At 71.8% G+C, this 16,690-nt stretch carries 19 protein-coding genes; 9 read left to right on the forward strand and 10 right to left on the reverse strand.

The features are described 5' to 3' along the window. Positions 1 to 3: 3 nt before the first annotated feature. Positions 4 to 399: a cupin domain-containing protein gene (locus tag ABZ833_RS03715; RefSeq protein WP_361040516.1), complete on the reverse strand. Its 396-nt coding sequence runs from the start codon at positions 397 to 399 to the stop codon at positions 4 to 6. Between the two features lie 52 nt (positions 400 to 451). On the opposite strand from ABZ833_RS03715, the gene ABZ833_RS03720 reads away from it, so the two are divergent. After that, positions 452 to 1,444 carry a helix-turn-helix domain-containing protein gene (locus ABZ833_RS03720; protein WP_361040519.1) on the forward strand — a complete coding sequence of 331 codons (993 nt, stop codon included), beginning with the start codon at positions 452 to 454 and terminating at the stop codon, positions 1,442 to 1,444. A gap of 3 nt (positions 1,445 to 1,447) precedes the next feature. Here the strand turns inward: ABZ833_RS03720 and ABZ833_RS03725 are convergent, their stop codons facing one another. From ABZ833_RS03725 to ABZ833_RS03745, 5 genes are all read right to left on the reverse strand, one after another. Further along, on the reverse strand, positions 1,448 to 2,584 hold the full coding sequence (locus ABZ833_RS03725) for an acyltransferase family protein (protein WP_361041334.1): 1,137 nt from the start codon (positions 2,582 to 2,584) through the stop codon (positions 1,448 to 1,450). Positions 2,585 to 2,779: 195 nt separating this feature from the next. Continuing rightward, the gene (locus tag ABZ833_RS03730; protein WP_361040521.1) at positions 2,780 to 3,805 is read right to left on the reverse strand and encodes a hemolysin family protein; all 1,026 of its coding nucleotides are present in this window, start codon (positions 3,803 to 3,805) and stop codon (positions 2,780 to 2,782) included. Continuing rightward, positions 3,802 to 5,139: a hemolysin family protein gene (locus ABZ833_RS03735; RefSeq protein ID WP_361040523.1), complete on the reverse strand. Its 1,338-nt coding sequence runs from the start codon at positions 5,137 to 5,139 to the stop codon at positions 3,802 to 3,804. The genes ABZ833_RS03730 and ABZ833_RS03735 overlap by 4 nt, the downstream gene beginning before the upstream one ends. A 184-nt stretch (positions 5,140 to 5,323) precedes the next feature. Then, a complete protein-coding gene (locus ABZ833_RS03740) occupies positions 5,324 to 6,256 on the reverse strand; it encodes a M56 family metallopeptidase (protein WP_361040526.1) in 933 nt (310 codons plus the stop codon). 6 nt (positions 6,257 to 6,262) lie between these two features. Beyond that, positions 6,263 to 6,652 (reverse strand): BlaI/MecI/CopY family transcriptional regulator, encoded by a 390-nt coding sequence (locus ABZ833_RS03745; RefSeq protein WP_361040528.1) that lies wholly within the window; start codon positions 6,650 to 6,652, stop codon positions 6,263 to 6,265. Between the two features lie 312 nt (positions 6,653 to 6,964). Between ABZ833_RS03745 and ABZ833_RS03750 the strand changes: the two genes are divergently transcribed. The 4 genes from ABZ833_RS03750 to ABZ833_RS03765 all read left to right on the forward strand — a co-directional run bounded on the left by ABZ833_RS03750 (position 6,965) and on the right by ABZ833_RS03765 (position 9,344). Further along, positions 6,965 to 7,390, forward strand: a complete 426-nt coding sequence (locus tag ABZ833_RS03750; RefSeq protein ID WP_361040531.1) for a VOC family protein — start codon at positions 6,965 to 6,967, stop codon at positions 7,388 to 7,390. Between the two features lie 378 nt (positions 7,391 to 7,768). Continuing rightward, complete coding sequence (locus ABZ833_RS03755; protein WP_361040533.1) at positions 7,769 to 8,701, forward strand: endopeptidase; 933 nt, start codon at positions 7,769 to 7,771, stop codon at positions 8,699 to 8,701. 10 nt (positions 8,702 to 8,711) lie between these two features. Next, a complete protein-coding gene (locus ABZ833_RS03760) occupies positions 8,712 to 9,014 on the forward strand; it encodes a carboxypeptidase-like regulatory domain-containing protein (RefSeq protein WP_361040536.1) in 303 nt (100 codons plus the stop codon). A 69-nt stretch (positions 9,015 to 9,083) separates the two neighbouring features. Then, on the forward strand, positions 9,084 to 9,344 hold the full coding sequence (locus ABZ833_RS03765) for a hypothetical protein (protein ID WP_361040538.1): 261 nt from the start codon (positions 9,084 to 9,086) through the stop codon (positions 9,342 to 9,344). A 37-nt stretch (positions 9,345 to 9,381) separates the two neighbouring features. On the opposite strand, the gene ABZ833_RS03770 is transcribed toward ABZ833_RS03765, so the two are convergent. Next, positions 9,382 to 9,753, reverse strand: coding sequence for a hypothetical protein (locus ABZ833_RS03770; protein ID WP_361040540.1), 372 nt, complete (start codon positions 9,751 to 9,753; stop codon positions 9,382 to 9,384). A 237-nt stretch (positions 9,754 to 9,990) separates the two neighbouring features. Here ABZ833_RS03770 and ABZ833_RS03775 point away from each other — a divergent pair, with 237 nt between their 5' ends. The 3 genes from ABZ833_RS03775 (at position 9,991) to ABZ833_RS03785 (ending at position 11,789) form a co-directional block, all read left to right on the forward strand. Further along, positions 9,991 to 10,587 (forward strand): TetR/AcrR family transcriptional regulator, encoded by a 597-nt coding sequence (locus ABZ833_RS03775; protein ID WP_361040542.1) that lies wholly within the window; start codon positions 9,991 to 9,993, stop codon positions 10,585 to 10,587. A 201-nt stretch (positions 10,588 to 10,788) separates the two neighbouring features. Continuing rightward, entirely contained in the window at positions 10,789 to 11,385 is a 597-nt protein-coding gene (locus tag ABZ833_RS03780; RefSeq protein ID WP_361041336.1) for a hypothetical protein, read from the forward strand. Continuing rightward, on the forward strand, positions 11,385 to 11,789 hold the full coding sequence (locus tag ABZ833_RS03785; RefSeq protein ID WP_361040544.1) for a hypothetical protein: 405 nt from the start codon (positions 11,385 to 11,387) through the stop codon (positions 11,787 to 11,789). Before ABZ833_RS03780 ends, ABZ833_RS03785 begins: the two co-directional genes overlap by 1 nt. Here the strand turns inward: ABZ833_RS03785 and ABZ833_RS03790 are convergent. From ABZ833_RS03790 to ABZ833_RS03800, 3 genes are all read right to left on the reverse strand, one after another. Beyond that, positions 11,786 to 12,814, reverse strand: coding sequence for an acyl-CoA desaturase (locus ABZ833_RS03790; RefSeq protein ID WP_361041338.1), 1,029 nt, complete (start codon positions 12,812 to 12,814; stop codon positions 11,786 to 11,788). The two genes, ABZ833_RS03785 and ABZ833_RS03790, sit on opposite strands and share 4 nt — an antisense overlap. Positions 12,815 to 12,927: 113 nt before the next feature. Continuing rightward, positions 12,928 to 14,016 carry a ferredoxin reductase gene (locus tag ABZ833_RS03795; protein ID WP_361040547.1) on the reverse strand — a complete coding sequence of 363 codons (1,089 nt, stop codon included), beginning with the start codon at positions 14,014 to 14,016 and terminating at the stop codon, positions 12,928 to 12,930. A 260-nt stretch (positions 14,017 to 14,276) separates the two neighbouring features. Then, complete coding sequence (locus ABZ833_RS03800; RefSeq protein WP_361041341.1) at positions 14,277 to 15,317, reverse strand: NAD(P)-dependent alcohol dehydrogenase; 1,041 nt, start codon at positions 15,315 to 15,317, stop codon at positions 14,277 to 14,279. 324 nt (positions 15,318 to 15,641) lie between these two features. On the opposite strand from ABZ833_RS03800, the gene ABZ833_RS03805 reads away from it, so the two are divergent. Next, complete coding sequence (locus ABZ833_RS03805; protein ID WP_361040549.1) at positions 15,642 to 16,634, forward strand: winged helix-turn-helix transcriptional regulator; 993 nt, start codon at positions 15,642 to 15,644, stop codon at positions 16,632 to 16,634. The last annotated feature ends 56 nt before the right edge of the window (positions 16,635 to 16,690 follow it).

A 16,690-nucleotide genomic window follows, 5' to 3' on the forward strand; every position in this document is an offset into this window, starting at 1 on the left:
CGCTCAGAGGTCGAGCCCGTGCCCCGTCGTCGCGTCGACGTGGGCCGGGACCTCGTCGTGGCGGTCGCCGACGGTCGGGGTGCCGGTCGGCTCGAAGAGGAGGATCTTGGCGCCGGCCGGGGACGACGGCTTGTGTTCCGTGCCGCGCGGGACCGTGAAGACCGCGCCCTTGGGGAGGGTGACCGTGCGTTCGCCGGTCGGCTCGCGCAGGGCGATGTGCAGTTCGCCGTCCAGGACCAGGAAGAACTCGTCCGTGTCGTCGTGGACGTGCCACAGGTGGTCGCCCTCCGCCTTGGCCACGCGTACGTCGTAGTCGTTGACGCGGGTCACGATGCGCGGGCTCCACAGGGCGTCGAAGGAGGCCAGGGCCTTGCTGAGGGCGATGGGTTCGTTGCTCATGGGTCAAGCGTCCGACGTTCGCCGCCCGCTCCGTGAGTGGTAGGAATAGCTCATGTCGCAAGGATCCTCTCAAGCTGCCGGGGGACGGGCCCTGCACCGCGTCGTCGTCATCGTCGACGCGAACTCCAATCCCTTCGAGCTCGGCTGCGCCACCGAGGTGTTCGGGCTTCGCAGGCCCGAACTCGCGCGTGAGCTGTACGAGTTCAGCCTCTGCTCGCCCGAGCCGCGCACCCTGATGCGGGACGGGTTCTTCACGCTCACCGGCGTCGCCGGCCTTGACGCGGCCGACTCCGCGGACACGCTGATCGTGCCCAACCGGCCCGACATCGAGGTCCCCCGCCGCCCGGCCGTCCTGGACGCCGTCCGCCGGGCGCACGCCCGAGGGGCCCGGCTCGTCGGGTTCTGCAGCGGTGCCTTCACGCTCGCCGAGGCCGGGGTCCTCGACGGGCGCCGGGCCACCGCGCACTGGCAGTGGGCGGACGACTTCCGGGCCCGCTTCCCCGGCGTACGGCTCGAACCGGACGTGCTCTTCGTCGACGACGGCGACATCCTCACCGCCGCGGGCAGCGCCGCCGCACTCGACCTCGGGCTGCATCTGGTCCGCCGCGACCACGGCGCCGAGGTCGCCAACGCGGTGAGCCGCCGTCTCGTCTTCGCCGCCCATCGGGACGGCGGTCAGCGGCAGTTCGTGGAGCGGCCGGTGCCCGATGTGCCCGACGAGTCCTTGGCGCCGGTCCTCGTCTGGGCACAGGAACGGCTCGACTCACCCCTGTCCGTGCCGGACCTCGCGGCGCGGGCCGCGCTCAGCCCCGCGACCCTGCACCGCCGCTTCCAGGCCCAGCTGGGCACCACTCCCCTGGCCTGGCTCACCGGCGAACGCCTGGCGCTGGCCTGCCGGTTGATCGAGCGGGGCGTGGCGCCCCTCGCCACGGTCGCCCGGCGCAGCGGTCTCGGCACCACCGCCAATCTGCGCGCCCTGATGCGGCGCGAGACGGGGCTGACTCCCTCGGCGTACCGGCGCCGGTTCGGGCCCGCGCCAGGCTGAACCTCAGCGCCGGTGCGCGCCGCCCCGCCCGCGGGCCACGGCCTTCGCGTCCTTCTTGAACGCCCACTCCATGTCGGGTTCCATCGCGAACCGGAAGAGGCGCTGCACCGGTGGCGTACAGAGCACGGTGATGAGGGTCGCGGCGCCGAGCGTGACCGTGATCTCGCCGAGCGGTGTGTGCAGCCAGTCGAGTTCGTACCAGTCCCAGAAGCGGGAGCCCTTGGCGATGAAGCCGTGCAGCAGATAGCCGTAGAGCGTGCCCGCGCCGAGCGCGGTGAACCAGAGCCTGCGGCCGGGGACCCAGGCGAAGAAGCACGCGACGAGGACCGCCGAGCAGCCGAACATCCCGAGCGTCATCACGGCCCCGGACCAGCCGGGCGCGGCCAACTCCTGTGCGCTGTCCCTGCGGTAGAACCAGGCGGCGTTCATGCGCGGCGCCGCCCAGTACGCGAACAGCAGGGCCGCGGCGAAGACGGGCAGCGCCAGGATGCGGGCCTCCCGGCGGCGCACGATCTGGAAGTGCTCGGGCTTCAGGCACAGACCGAGGACGAAGAACGGCAGGAACTGGAGCACCCGTTGCAGGTCCAGGTCGTCGCCGATGTCCGGCGACACGGAGGCCAGCACGGCGATGGCCAGCGCTATCGGCAGCGGCCAGCGCACGACCTTCCACAGCGGGGTGGTCAGGCGCCAGACGAAGAGCGCGACCAGGAACCAGGTGAGGTACCAGGGGTCGAGCAGGCTGATCGGATAGGTCGGGTCGTCGCCCGCCCAGCGCTTGAAGAAGGTGTACGCGACCTCGAAGATCACGTACGGCACCGCGATCCCCGTCACCAGGCGCTTGAGGCGACCCGGGCTCGCGTCGAAACTCCGCGAGAAGTAGCCGGAGATGACGATGAACGCCGGCATGTGGAAGGTGTAGACGGTGATGTAGAGCGCGGCCGCCGCCCGGCTGTCGCCGCGCAGCGGCTCCCACGCGTGCCCCATCGCGACCAGCACGATCGCCAGGTACTTGGCGTTGTCGAAGAACGAGTCCCGGCTCTTGACCGGCGGCTTCGGCGCCACGGTGGGCACCGAGGGCGCCGCCGGAGGGGCACTGCGCGCGGCGGGCAGCGGCGCCCGCAGTGCCCCGGTCTGGTTCATCGACCGGACAGGCTCACTCACGGGACCTCCCGGGGGAACCCGGGCCCGCGGTCTCGCGTCTTACGTTGAATGCGGGTGCTACACCTGTGTAGAACATCACGGGCACCCTAGCCACCGAAGCCCCCGCGCGTACAGTCGCGCCACCTGAGAATCAGCTGAGTGCCGCCGGTGAGTCAGATGAGCGCCGCCCATGCATCAGCTGACCGTCGCCGGTGAAGGACCGACCAGCTCTGACAGGACGTCCTCCATGGTGACGAACCCGAGCACCGTGCCGCTCTCGCCGGTGACCGCGGCCAGGTGGCTGCCCGCGGCCCGCAGCGCGGTGAGGGTGTCGTCGAGCGGGGTGTCGATGTGCACCCGCGTGACCACGTGCAGGACGCCGCGCGGGAAGGGCCGGTCCCGCTCGGCGATGCCCAGGGTGTCCTTGATGTGGAGGTAGCCGAGCAGGGTGCCGTCGGGTCCGGTCACCGGGAAGCGGGAGAAGCCAGCGTCGGCGGCCACCCGCTCCAGGCGCGCCGGGGTGATCGAGTGCTCGACGGTGCGCATCTCGGCCGTCGGCACGAGGATCTCGCCGACCGGCCGGGTGCCGAGCTCAAGGGCGTCGCGCAGCCGCTCGCCGTCGGCCGCCGACAGGAGCCCTGCCGCGCTGGAGTCGACGACCATGCGGGCGAGCTGGTCGTCCGTGTAGACGGACTCGACCTCGTCCTTCGGTTCGACCTTCAGCAGCTTCAGGAGGGTGTTGGCGAAGGCGTTGATGCCGAAGACGACCGGCTTGAGGGCGCGGGTGAGGGCCACGAGCGGCGGGCCGAGCAGCAGCGCGGTCCTGGCGGGCGCGGCGAGCGCGATGTTCTTGGGGATCATCTCGCCGATCAGCATGTGCAGATACGTCGCCACGGTCAGGGCGATGACGAAGGCGATCGGGTGCACCAGCGCGTGCGGGATGTGGACCGCCTCGAAGGCGGGCTCCAGGAGGTGCGCGATGGCGGGTTCCGCGACCGCGCCGAGCACCAGCGAGGAGACGGTGATGCCGAGTTGGGCGGTGGCCATCATCGCGGAGATGTGCTGCAGGCCCCACAGGGTGATGCGGGCGCGCTTGTCGCCCGCCTGGGCGCGGGGTTCGATCTGGCTGCGGCGTACGGAGATCAGGGCGAACTCGGCGCCGACGAAGAACGCGTTGGTGAGCAGGGTCAGGGCGCCGATGGCGAGCTGGAGCGTGGTCATCGCACTTCCTCCACGGCCTGGCGGGGCACCTGGAGTGCCGGTTCGGTGATGCGGATCCGGTCGGCGCGGTGGTGCTCGACGGTCAGGACGGCCAGCTGCCAGCCGTCGAGTTCGACGGCGTCGCCCTTGGCGGGGATGCGGGTCAGCCGGGTGGCGATCAGTCCCGCCACGGTCTCGTACGGTCCTTCGGGCGCGGTGAGCCCTATCGCGGCGAGCTGGTCGATGCGGACGCCGCCGTCGGCCTCCCAGACGGTGCGGCCGTCCGGGGCCGCCTGCGCGGGCAGCAGGTCGGGGACCTCGACGGGGTCGTGCTCGTCGCGGACCTCGCCGACGACCTCCTCGACGATGTCCTCCACCGTCGCCACACCGGCCGTGCCGCCGTACTCGTCGATGACCACGGCCATCGTGCGGGTCTCCCGCATCCGCTCCAGGAGCCGGTCGGCGGGCAGGCTGTCGGGCACGAGCAGGGGCTCGGTGGCCAGGTCGGTGACCGGGGTGAGCTGCCGTTCCTCGGGGGCGAGGGCGAGCACGTCGCGGATGTGCACGGTGCCGATGACCTCGTCCAGGCTGTCGCGGAAGACCGGGAAGCGGGACAGGCCCGTGGCGTGCGTCAGGTTCGCGGCGTCGGCGGCCGTGGCGTGCGCTTCGAGGGCCCGTACGTCGACGCGCGGGGTCATCACGTTCTCCGCGGTCAGTTCGCTCAAGTGCAGCGTACGGACGAACAGTTCGGCGGAGTCCGCCTCCAGGGCGCCCTCGGCGGCCGAGCGCCGGGCCAGGGCGACGAGTTCCTCGGGGGTGCGCGCGGAGGCCAGCTCCTCTGCGGGTTCGAGGCCGAAGCGGCGTACGACGTGGTTCGCGGTGTTGTTCAGGTGCCGGATGAACGGCCCGAAGGCGGCGGTGAAGCCACGCTGCGGCGCCGCCACCACCTTGGCGACCGCGAGGGGCCGGGAGATCGCCCAGTTCTTCGGCACCAGCTCCCCGACGACCATGAGGATCACGGTGGAGAGGGCCACGCCGAGCAGGGTGGCCGTGGTCGGGGCGGCGCCGCCGAGTCCGGCCGCCTCCAGCGGGCCGCTCAGGAGCGCCGCGAGGGACGGCTCGGCGAGCATGCCGATCACCAGTGACGTGACGGTGATGCCGAGCTGGGCGCCGGACAGCTGGAAGGTCAGGCGCCGGACCGCCTTCAGGGCGCCTTCGGCACCCCGCTCCCCCGCCTCGGCGGCGCGCTCCAGGTCACCGCGCTCGACGGTGGTCAGGGAGAACTCGGCCGCGACGAACAGCGCGCAGGCGAGCGTGAGGAGCAGGGCGAGCAGCAGAAGCAGGATCTCGGTCACCGTGCCACCCCCGTTCCCTCGCGCTCGGACAGCGGGCGGGAAATGGCACGGTTCGTACTGGGAGGCTCACCCATTGCGGGTCCGTGGCTCCTTCTCGTACCCGTACGAAGTGTCGTACGGGGGCGGTGGCGTGGAAGCGGTGGTGCTTCTACAGCCACTGTAAAGGAACGGCAAACCGGAGCGCCTAGAGCGGGGTGGCCGCGTGCAGGATGAGGACCATCGTCACGGCGGAGTTCGCCGACGACATGGCGGAGGCCGCGGCCCCGGCCGCCGCCGCCCACGCCGCGAGCCCCACCGCGGTGAACAGGGACGGCCAGCTGCGCGCCGCGGGAGCCGGGCCCAGGAGGGCCGCGACCCGGCGCGGCACGGGCCCGGGTGCCGCGAGTCCGGCGAGGGTCGGGGCCGGGGCGCCCCGGGAGTGCAGGGCCGCCTTGCCGATCGCGCGGGCCACGGTCCTGCGGTCGCCGACGGCGTGGGCCGCGTCCTCGTCCGCCCAGCGCTCGGTCGTGTAGGACACGGCTGTGCGCAGCGGGCGCAGGAACGGGTTGGCGCGGGCGGCCAGCTGCACGGCAAGGAGGTAGCGGTGGTGCCGGGTCGCGAGGTGGGCGCGCTCATGGGCGAACAGGGCGCGGCGCTCGCCGGGTTCGAGGCAGTCGAGCAGGGCGGTGGTGACCACGACCCGGTCGCGGGCGCCGCCGGGCAGCGCGTACGCGTAGGGCACGTCGTCGGGCAGGACGGCGACGGCGGTGCCGGGCAGGCCTGCCAGCGCGCGGTGGGCGCGGCGGCGTACCTGGCGGTGGCGCCACAGTGTCCTGCCGCAGGCCACGGCCACGGCGAGCAGACCGGGAATGGCCAGGCGTCCGGCCACCTCGTCGTACGGGACCGCGGCGCGCACCTCCGGGTCCGACCAGCCGTCCGGCAGGGGGTTGCCGGGCAGCTGAGCCGTGCCGACGACCATCAGGAGGCCCAGGCACAGGGTGCTGGCGAGCGCCATGACCACGGCGACCGTCGTGAGCAGCCGGGTGGCGGTCCGCGGATGCAGACGCTGCTCGGCGAGCCGGGCGACCGGCCAGGCCGTCAGCGGAAGCACCAGCGGCAGAAGGACGAACATCCCCATGACGGTTCAGACGTCCTTCTCCGCCTCGGCCTGACCCAGAAGCTCGCGCAGCAGCCGCTCGTCGCCCGGCGGAAGGGCGGTGAGGAAGCTGGCGAGGACCGCCTCGCGGTCGCGCTCGCCGTCGAGCACCTTGCGCATCTTGCGCGCCGCGAGTCCCGCCTCGTCGGACGACGGTGTCCACGCGAAGGAGCGGCCCGCGCGCTCGCGGGTCACCGCACCCTTCTCCAGGAGCCGGGTCAGGATCGTCACGACGGTCGTGTACGCGAGGTCACCGCCGAGCCGCTCCTGCACCCAACCCGCGGTCGCGGGACCTTCCGCCTCGCGCAGGGCGACAAGGACCTGCGCCTCCAGCTCACCCTGCCCCCGCCGCCGGGAACGCCGCCGCTGCTCCGCCACGCCCGTCTCCCTTCCACTGCCGCCTCGTCCTGGACGAGGCTAACGCGCGCCCGCCGATGGTGTGCCGCAGGCCAGGCGCGGTGCTGTGCCGGCGGGGGCGCGGCCGAAACGGCATTGCCCCGCCTCGTGGCGCGCATTAAGGTCACTCGGGTGACTGCCGGGTCGGCCATGGGCCACGTACGAGTGAGGCGCCCGGCCTCGGCGTGAGCGCGAGGCGGGCCAGAGCCCCGCCGTCCCCTCTTCCGTCTTTCCTCCCCGCGCCCCGTGCGGCGCGCCTTCAGTGGAACCCAAGACCCGGAAGAGACATCACACATGCCGCAAGCCCAGCACCCGCACGACCCCGCTCTGCCTGTCACCACCGCCCAGTTGAACCACACCGCTGTCTACGCCAGGGACCGGCAGCTGTCGGCCGAGTTCCTCGCCGTGATCCTGGGCCTGCGGGTCGGCGCCCCGTTCGGGCCGTTCCTGCCCGTCGATCTCGGCAACGGCGTGACGCTCGACTACTACGAGCTGAGCGACGAGCCGATCCAGTCGCAGCACTACGCGTTCCTCGTGCCCGACGAACAGTTCGACGCCATGATCACCCGCCTGGAGACGGTCGGGGTCACCTACTACGCCGATCCCAGCCATACCGAACCCGGCCAGATCAACCGCCTGTTCGGCGGCCGGGGCGCGTACTTCGACGACCCGGACGGCCACAACATGGAGATCATGACCCGGCCCTACGCCCGCCCCTAGCGCCCTTCGGGCGGAACGGCCCCCTCCTGGCCCTGTCCACGTGTTCGAGGCGTGATTGAGGCATCGCACCCTGCCCGCTCCCGGAGCGGGCGGGGCCCGGGTGCCCGGCCGTGGCTGCGGGGACCCGGCCCGGAGCCGTTCGCCGTGAGGCGGCGGGGCGAGCTGACGCCCCGCGCGCCGTATGGGCCCCGGGAGCCGGGCAGTTGACGCACGCGGCACCCGGCACCCCAGAACGTGCGCCCGCGCGACGGACGGCGCAAAAGGCTCATTGCGGCACTTGTCCGACGGCAGTAAGAAGGGGACTCGACCCAGAAACGTTGCGGCCGCGGCGTCCTGCAAGGCATCACATCAGCTCTGAGAGAAGCCGGGTGATCCAGAATGGCGCACGATCCACACACCGCAGTGACGAACGAGCCGGACGACGGAGCCATAACCCTGGCCGCCGAGCAGGAGGCGGTTCTCCAGCCGCCCTCCGAGGGGACGGAAGGCCAGGCCCAGCACTCGACGGGCGAGGGTCTTGAGCACGTCGAGGGCTACCGCCGCCCGGAGCACTTCGCGCCGGAGGCCTGGACGGCCCCGACCGCCACGCTTCCCGACATCGGGGAGGCGTCGTACGGCCCCCCGCCCCTGGCTCCGGAGACCGTGCACGGTCCCGATGACCGCATCCAGATCACCAACACCAGCGTGTATCCGTGGCGCGTGCACTGCTACCTGCTGATCACCGCCCGCGACAACGCCCTCTACCAGGGCACCGGCTGGCTCCTCGGACCGCACACCCTGGCCACCGCGGGCCACTGCGTCTACATCAAGGGCAGCGGCGTGGCGGGCCGGGACGGCTGGGTCAAGAGCATCCAGGTCATGCCGGGACGCAACGGCGCCTCGCTGCCCTATGGCAGCATCACCTGCACGAGCTTCCGCTCCGTGACCGGCTGGACGACCAACGGCGACGAGAACTTCGACTACGGCGCCATCATCACGCCCTCCAACATCGGCTCCACCACGGGCTGGTTCGGCTTCGGCGTCTGGTCGGACTCGGACCTGCTCAAGACCACCGGCAACATCTCCGGCTATCCGGGCGACAAGCCGTCCGGGACGCAGTGGTACGCGGCGCGCGGTATCGACTCGGTCGCCCCGCGCAAGGTGTACTACGACATCGACACCGCGGGCGGGCAGAGCGGCAGCTCCGTCTACCGCATCGACAGCACCGGTCGCTACGGCTTCGGCATACACGCCTACGGCGGAGCCCGGGTGAACTCGGGAACCCGGTTCACCACACCCGTCTTCAACAACTACGTGGCATGGAAAGCGTGAGCGAACCCCGATGAACGGCAGCAGTTCCGCAGTGGAGATCTCCGGCGTCGTCCGCGACACATCGGGCACCCCGGTGACGGGCGCCCACGTCCTGTTCACCGAGGGGCCGCAGCCCCTGCCGGACATCGCTGCCGTGACGGACGCCGAGGGGCGTTTCTCCCTCGTCGCCCCGACCGCGGGCGAGTACACGCTCATCTGCCGGGCGGACCCTCTCATGGGCCCGTCCGGCACGGCCGAGGCCACCGTCCGCGTCGAACCGTCGGCCCAGGCCGTCCCCCAGGGGCGGCTGCGGGTCGAGCTGACGCTCGGCTAGCACGGTGTTCGGGGCCGACCGGCAGCGGTGGACGTGCGTGGGGCGCGACTCCTGTCTAGCGTCACGTGCATGAACACTGTCCCGCAGCGTTTCGAAATCCTGCTGGTTCCCGCGTTCTCGGGGGACGGCGTGAGTACGACCGACGCCCGCGGCGCCCTGCGCTCGGCCGTCGTGGTGGCCACGGGCGAGACCGGGTCCTCCGGGTTTCCCCGGTACGCGGGTGACGGAATGGAGGCCGACATCGACCCCGGGACCCGCACCGTCGAGGCGCTCCTGGTCGACGGGTCCGAGCTGGACTACGGGCTCTCGGTGCGGGTCGCGGACGTATAGCGGATCCGGATCCGCCGCGGCCGGGTCACCGGTCCTGTCACAGCGGCGGGGCCACGTCGCCGGCGAGGCGTGCGAGCTCGTGCGCAAGGCCCGGCGGTGAACCCGCCGCCGGGGCGGGTCCGACCGCGCCGGCGGGCGAAACGGTCCCCACCACGGAGTCGCCCGAGTGGACCAGGATGTGGCTGGGCGGCTGGAGTTGGCGTGCCTGGTCGATGACCGTGGCGGCGTCGCCCGTGAAGCGGGCGCTGAGGTCGATGACCAGGATGTCGGGCAGGAGGGCGCGGGCCCGTGCCAGGGCGAGGAAGCTGTCGTCCGTCTGGGAGATGACGTACACGCCGGGGACGGTCTCGATCTGCGGGATCAGGTCTTTGGCCCGGTGATCGGCGGCCAGCACCAACACGGTCAGCACTTCGCACTCGTCCTTCGCGTGGTCCAGATGTCACCGGCACTCGCCGTACTGCGCCCTCCACTTGACTGATCGTTTCAGCATGTCATCCGACACGGCGGATCAGGCGACCGGCGCGGCACAGGCGTGTCGCCCGTCCCGCGCGACCTGCGATATGGAGCGAATTTCTAGATACCTGTTTTAGTTCTGTGGGATAGGGTCCGACCATGACGCACAGGGGCAGAGCGGGCCCGGCACTCCATGGTGGCTAAGCAGCAGCGCGGCGAAGCCACCGTCGACCGGCTCCTGACCGCGGCCCTTGAGGTGTACGCCACCTCGGGCCAGCCAGGGTTCACCGTCAGCACGGTCACCGCCGCCGGCGGCGTCAGTCTCGGCAGCCTCTACCACCACTTCGGCAGCATCGAGGGTCTCGCCGCCGCGCTGTACACCCGCTGCATGGAGCAGCTGTTCGACGAGATGATCGCCGCGCTGAGCCGTGCGCGCACCGCACGCACCGGGGTCCGCGCCCTGGTCGTCGCCTACCTCCGCTTCACCCGGGAGCACCCGGACGCCGCGCTCTTCCTGCACGCCTCCGCCTACTCCGGTTACCTCGCGGCGCACGCGGACCGGATCCGCACGGCCAAGGCCGCCAAGCTGGCGGTCATCGCGGAGTGGATGCTCCCGCGGATCGCGGCGGGCGAGATCGCTCCCGTGCCCGCACCCGTTCTCGAGGTCCTGCTCATGGGGCCGGTCGCCGAGGCCGCGCACCGCTGGCTCGCCGGCACGTACGACATGGATCTCGCCGAGGCCGCGCGGTTCCTGCCCGACCGGATCTGGTGCTCGCTGCGGCCCGACTAGACCGGCGGCGCGAACCGGCCCGACTGTTTGCCGAACATGGGGGTACCCGGCCGCCATGCGCATCCACAGCCAGCCGTTCGACCGCTGAACGCAGACGCCCCGGCCGGTGCCCACGTCGCGTGGGTGCCCATCGGCAGGCCTCAGCGCCGAACGGACCACGAGATCAAGGGAGGCAGCCATGATCACCGCCGTCATATCGCCGTGGTCGTCATCGCGGCAGCCGCCGTCCTGTTCGTCGGACTGCGGCGAGCCCGGGGCGGCGGACGCGGCCTGAAGCACCGCTTCGGGCCCGAGTACGACCACACCGTCGCCCGTCACGACGGGGACGTACGGGCAGCCGAACAGGAACTCCGCGAGCGCGTACGGCTCCACGGCTCCGTCAAGGCCGAGCCCCTGCCGCCCGGGGCGCGCGAGCGCTACGTGGCCCAGTGGGCCGGCGTCCAGGAGCAGTTCGTCGAATCACCTCAGCAGGCCGTCATCGAGGCCGACGCTCTCCTTGCCCGCCTGGCCAGGGACCGGGGCTTCCCCGACGGCGAGCGCTTCGACGAGCAGGTCGCCGCGCTCTCCGTCCACCACGCCCACTCCGTCCACGGCTACCGCAGGGTGCACACGGCCACCCGTGGACAGGGCGGCACCGAGGAAATGCGGGAGGCCATGGTCGAGGCCCGGCGCCTCTTCGACTCCCTGGTCGCCGAGCACGCGGCCGACTCGACCCGGAACGGCCGGCCGGCCTCCGCCGAGCGCGGCAACACGTCGTGGGCACTGCCCCGGCGCCATGCGAAGGGAAGTGGCACGTGATGACGGACGCCCAGCACTTCACACCGCGCGAGCCGGCCACCGGCAGCGCCGCCCCTGTGACACCCCCTGCTTCCGTACCGCCCCCCGCTCCTGCCCCCGCCCCCCTCCACGCCACCGACTCCGTGCTGATTCCGCAGGACGAACGGGACAAGCTCGGTCTGCGGCTCCAACAGGCCCTCAACACCTTCGTCGAGAGCCCGCGTCAGGCGGTGGAAGAGGCCGACAGCCTCTTCGACGACGCCGTCAGGCACCTGACCGAGACCCTCACGGAGCGACGGCGCACCCTGCGCGCGAGCTGGCAGGGCCGCCAGGGCACCGAGGCGCACACGGAGACGCACACGGAGGAACTGCGCCTCGCGCTGCGGGAGTACCGGGAATCCATGGAACGGCTGCTGCGCATCTAGGCGGGCCGACGCGGCGTGGGGACGGCGAAGCGCAGGATGCGTCCCCACGCCGAGCCGTACTGCCGCCACAACGGCCCGGTGACGTACGGGATGTCGTACTTCTCGCACAGTTCACGCACGCGAGGGGCGATCTCGGCATAGCGGTTGCTGGGCAGGTCGGGGAAGGCGTGGTGCTCGATCTGATGGCCGAGGTTGCCGCTGAGAACGTGGAAGAGTCGGCCGCCGTCGATGTTGGCTGAGCCCTGGATCTGCCGCAGATACCACTGACCGCGCGTCTCGCCCTCGACGTGTTCCTCCGTGAACGTCTGGACGTCACCGGGGAAATGACCGCAGAAGATGATGGTGTGCGACCACAGATTGCGCACGGTGTTGGCCGTGAGGTTCCCCGTCAGGCACGGCAGCGCCGATGGCCCGGCGAGCAGCGGGAAGAGCACGTAGTCCTTGGCGAGTTGGCGGGTGGCCTTGGTGAGGAACCCGGTCAGGTCCGTCACGAACGAACGCCATGACCTGGAGCCCGAGGCGAGCGCCTCGGGCTCCAGGTCATACAGCGCGATGCCCCACTCGAAGAGGGGCGCGAGCACGAAGTTGTAGAGCGGCTGGGCGAGATGGCGCGGATGCCAGGGCTGGTCGGCGCTCATCCGGAAGAGGATGTAACCGAGGTCCCGGTCGCGGTCGACGACGTTGGTCCAGGTGTGGTGCAGATGGTTGTGGGTGTGCTTCCAGGCCTCGGCGGGTGTCAGGAAGTCCCACTCCCAGGTGGACGAGTGGATCGCCGGATCACCCATCCAGTCCCACTGGCCGTGCAGGATGTTGTGGCCGAGCTCCATGTTCTCCAGGATCTTGGCGACGGAGAGCATGGCGGTGCCCGCCGCCCAGGCGAGCGGGAACAGGGAGACGGCGAGGGCCGCCCGGCCGCCCGCCTCCAGGCCGCGCTGGGTGGCGATCACGGTGCGGATGTAGCGGGCGTCGTCGGCGCCGCGCGCGGCGATGATCTCGGAGCGGATCCGGTCGAGCTCATCGCCCAGTTCCTTGCCGGGATCCTTGCCGGGTTCCTTGCCGGGTTCCGTGTCGGTGGCGGCGAGAGAGGTCGCGGTCACGGGGACTCCTTGGGTGGCTGGGCGTGTGGCTGGGCGTGCGGCTAGGCGTCGAGGGAAACCGGTCCGGCCGCGCCCGAGACGCACGTCTGGATCAACTGGCCGGTCCGGTCATGGATTTCACCGGTACGCAGATCGCGCACGCGCCCGTACGTCAGGGGAACGAGGCAGCCGAAACAGATGCCCCGCCGGCATCCGTACGGCATCGGCACCCCCGCCGACTCGCCGACGGCCAGGAGCGGGGTCGACGCGTCCGCGGCGGTCTCGGTCCCGGTACGGGTGAACAGCGCCCGGCCGCCGGGGGCGGCACCGGGGTCCGGCGGCGGCACCGGGGCGAGCCGGAAGCGCTCCACGTGGAGCCGTTCACGCAGGCCTGCCCCGCTCCAGTGGTCCTCCATCGCGTCGAGCAGTCGGGCCGGACCGCAGGCCCAGATCTCGCGCTCGCGCCAGTCGGGGCAGAGCCGGACCAGGGCGTCCGGGGTGAGCCTGCCGTGCGGCCGGGTGTGGTGTTCGTCGTAGGACAGCCAGGTCAACCGCCGCCCGGCCGCGTGCAGTTCGTCGCTGAAGATGCTGTCCTCGGCGCCGGGCGCACTGTGCAGCAGGAGGACATCGGGGGGCGGGGTCCGACCGCGCACGAGGGTGCGGATCATGCCCATGGCCGGAGTGATGCCGCTGCCCGCGGTCACGAACAGGATGCGGTCCCACAGCCGGTCCGGGAGCACGAACTCCCCTTGCGCCGGGCCGATGCGGAGCACCGTGCCCGGTGGCGTCCCGTGAGCCAGGCGCGGGGACACCCTGCCGCCGGGCGCGGCCTTGACGGTGATCGTCAGCAGCCCGTCCGCCCGGTCCGGCACGGAGGTGAGGGAGTAGGTGCGCCAGTGCCGTACGCCGTCGATCTCGACGCCCACGGGAAGGTACTGCCCCGCGCGGTGTCCGGCCCAGCCCCGGCCGGGCCTGAGGGTGAGCGTGGTGGCGTCCGGGGTCTCCGGTCTCACCGCTGTCACCCGGGCCGCGGGGAGGCGCGCGTCGAGCAGGGGATCGATCAGTCCCAGGTAGTCGTCCGGGGCGAGCGGGCTGGTCAGCCAGGAAGCGGCGGTCAGCAGCCTGCCCATGAGGGCCGGTATCGCAGGCATGGCACGGATTCCTCTCGTCACGCGGCACGAAGGGTGTCGCGTACGTCGAGTCGTCCCGGGCCCGGCTGAGGCCACGTAACCACGCCGGTGCGAACGGGCGCACGACCAGGAGGCCGCATCCCGCCACACGTGATCTGCGGCGCCTCGCGAGCGGATCTCCCCGCGGCGCGGTGGTCTGCGGGGACAAGTCCTGGCGAACCGGTCGGGAATGGCCGAATGGTGACGCCCACTCCCGACGTGGTCGCGCGGTGCGCCGGGGATCAGCCGTTGGGGAGGATGACCGCCCTGCCGCTGATCCGGCCGTCATGCAGGTGCTCGTACGCCTTGGGGGCGTCGTCCAGCGCGTACGTCTCCACGTGGACGTCGATGGCGCCGGAGCGCGCCAGGTCGAGGACCTCGATCAGCTCGGCCCTGCTGCCCCAGTAAGGGGCGCGGACCGCGGCGTCGTAGGGGGTCGTGCCGAACCCGACGGACGCGGTCCCGCCGCCGATGCCGACGATCGTGACGTCCGCCTCCACCGCGGCGCAGGCGGTCGCCGTGGCGACGGTGGGTGGCGCGCCGACGAAGTCGAACACCGCTTGGGCGCCGAGGCCGCCGGTCAGCTCGCGGACCTTCGCCGCCGCGTGCTCGTCCGACAGGACGGTCTCGTGGGCGCCGACCTGGTGGGCGAGGCGCAACTTCCCGTCGGTGACGTCCAGGGCGATCACCCGTGCCGGGGTCAGCGCGCGAAGGAGCTGGATGGCGACATGCCCCAGACCGCCGGTGCCGATGACCACGGCGGTGCTGCCGGGGGTCAGCTTGGGCAGGGAGGTCTTGATGGCGTGGTACGGGGTCAGGCCCGCGTCGGTGAGCGGCACCGCGGTCACCGGGTCGAGGCCGTCCAGCGGGACCAGGTGGCGCGCGTCGTCCACGATCATGTACTCGGCGATGGCGCCGGGCGCTCCGAGTCCGGGCGGCCGGATGCCGAGGTCGGCGGCGCGCGTGCAGTAGTTCTCCTTGCCCTGCGCGCACATCGCGCAGGCGCCGCAGCCCCAGGGGCCGTAGACGGCCACGGAGTCGCCGACCTCGAAGCCGGTGACGCCCTCGCCCAGCGCGGCGACGGTACCCGCGCCCTCATGGCCGAGGGTGAGCGGCAGCGGGAAGGTCAGCTCCTGTGCGGACCAGCTCATCACCGCGATGTCGGAGTGGCAGACGCCCGCGGCGGTGACCTTCAGGAGCACCTGGCCGGGGGCCGGTTCCGGGCGCGGGACGGTGACCACCTCGGGGGCCGCGCCGACGCTGCGGTACTGGACGGCCTTCATCATCTCGACGGGCGATGCGGGGCGTTCTTGCGCTGACATCCGGGATGCCTCTTCTCGTTCTTCGTGCTGTGCGCTGGCGTCCCCCTTGGACATCTATCCCCGCGGCGGCGCGGTGCGTAGCCGCCGTCGATCGGGTGGTAGGTGCTCATGTCTCCGACTGTACTCCTCGTAATGTCCCAATGAGACATATGACCCATTGAGACATCAGGAGCGCGCCCGGGAAATGACTCCGCGCCACTCAACAGGCCGCTGATACGCACAAGTTGAGGGGTACTATCAAAAATCTAAGTGCCTGCTATCAAGCAAGAAGGCGAACCCACCCGCATGACACGCAGCTATGACCAGTCCTGTCCGGCGGCACGGGCCCTGGACGTCGTCGGCGGCCGATGGTCCCTGCTGATCGTGCGCGAGCTGCTGCTCGGCCCCCGGCGCTACACCGACCTCGTCGCGGGACTGCCCGGCATCGGCCCCAACGTCCTCGCCGAGCGGCTGCGCGAACTGCGCGACGCGGGCATCCTCAGCCAGGCCAAGCTGCCGCCCCCGGCGCCGTCCGCGATCTACGAACTGACCGAACTCGGCGCCTCCATGCGCCCGGTGATCGACGAGCTCACCCGCTGGGGCATGCGCCTTCCGGCGTCGGCACGGCCCGAAGACACCTTCCGGCTCAGCTGGGTGCTCGGCTGCCTGCGCGCCAGCTTCCGGCCCGAACAGGCCATCGGCGTGCGGGAGACGTACGAGTTCCGGGTGGACGGCGACGCCTTCCACCTCCGCGTGGACGACGGGACGCTCGACATCCGGAACGGCTCCGCCACGGACCCCGCCTGCGTCATCACGACCGACCTCGGGACCTTCATGGCCGTCGGCGCGCGGCTCGTGGACATCCAGGACGCCGCCGCACGCGGCCTCGCCGAACTGGAGGGCGAACTCCCGGCCGCCGCACGGGCGATCGCCATCGTCGGCGCGCACCCCGAGGCCACCGGCGGCCGCCACGGCATCGTCGGAGCCGTGGGGGCCACTTTCCGCCCCGAGCACGCGCTCGGCGTACGCGAGACCTACGAGTTCGTGATCGGCGGGCTCGTCTTCCATGCCCGCGTCGACGACGGCACCGTCGAGATGGGCCTCGGCCCCGCGGCCGACGCGGTCACGACAGTCGTCACCGACCTGAGCACCTTTCTCCAGCTGGGCGCGGGCTCCCTGCCGCTCGAAGACGCGGTCAGCGCCGAGGTCATCAGCGTCAACGGCGACCTGGAGGCGGCGCTGCGGATGGCGGACGCCTTCGGCGTGGTCCGCGCCGACGGGCCGGTATCCGTTCACTGACGGGGACGACAGCGGGCCCCGGCGGATCGGAATCCGCCGGGGCCCGCTGGTGGTCA

Origin of the sequence: Streptomyces sp. NPDC047525 (assembly GCF_040643025.1) — a bacterium.
In the GTDB taxonomy this organism is placed as follows: Bacteria; Actinomycetota; Actinomycetes; order Streptomycetales; family Streptomycetaceae; genus Streptomyces; species Streptomyces durmitorensis.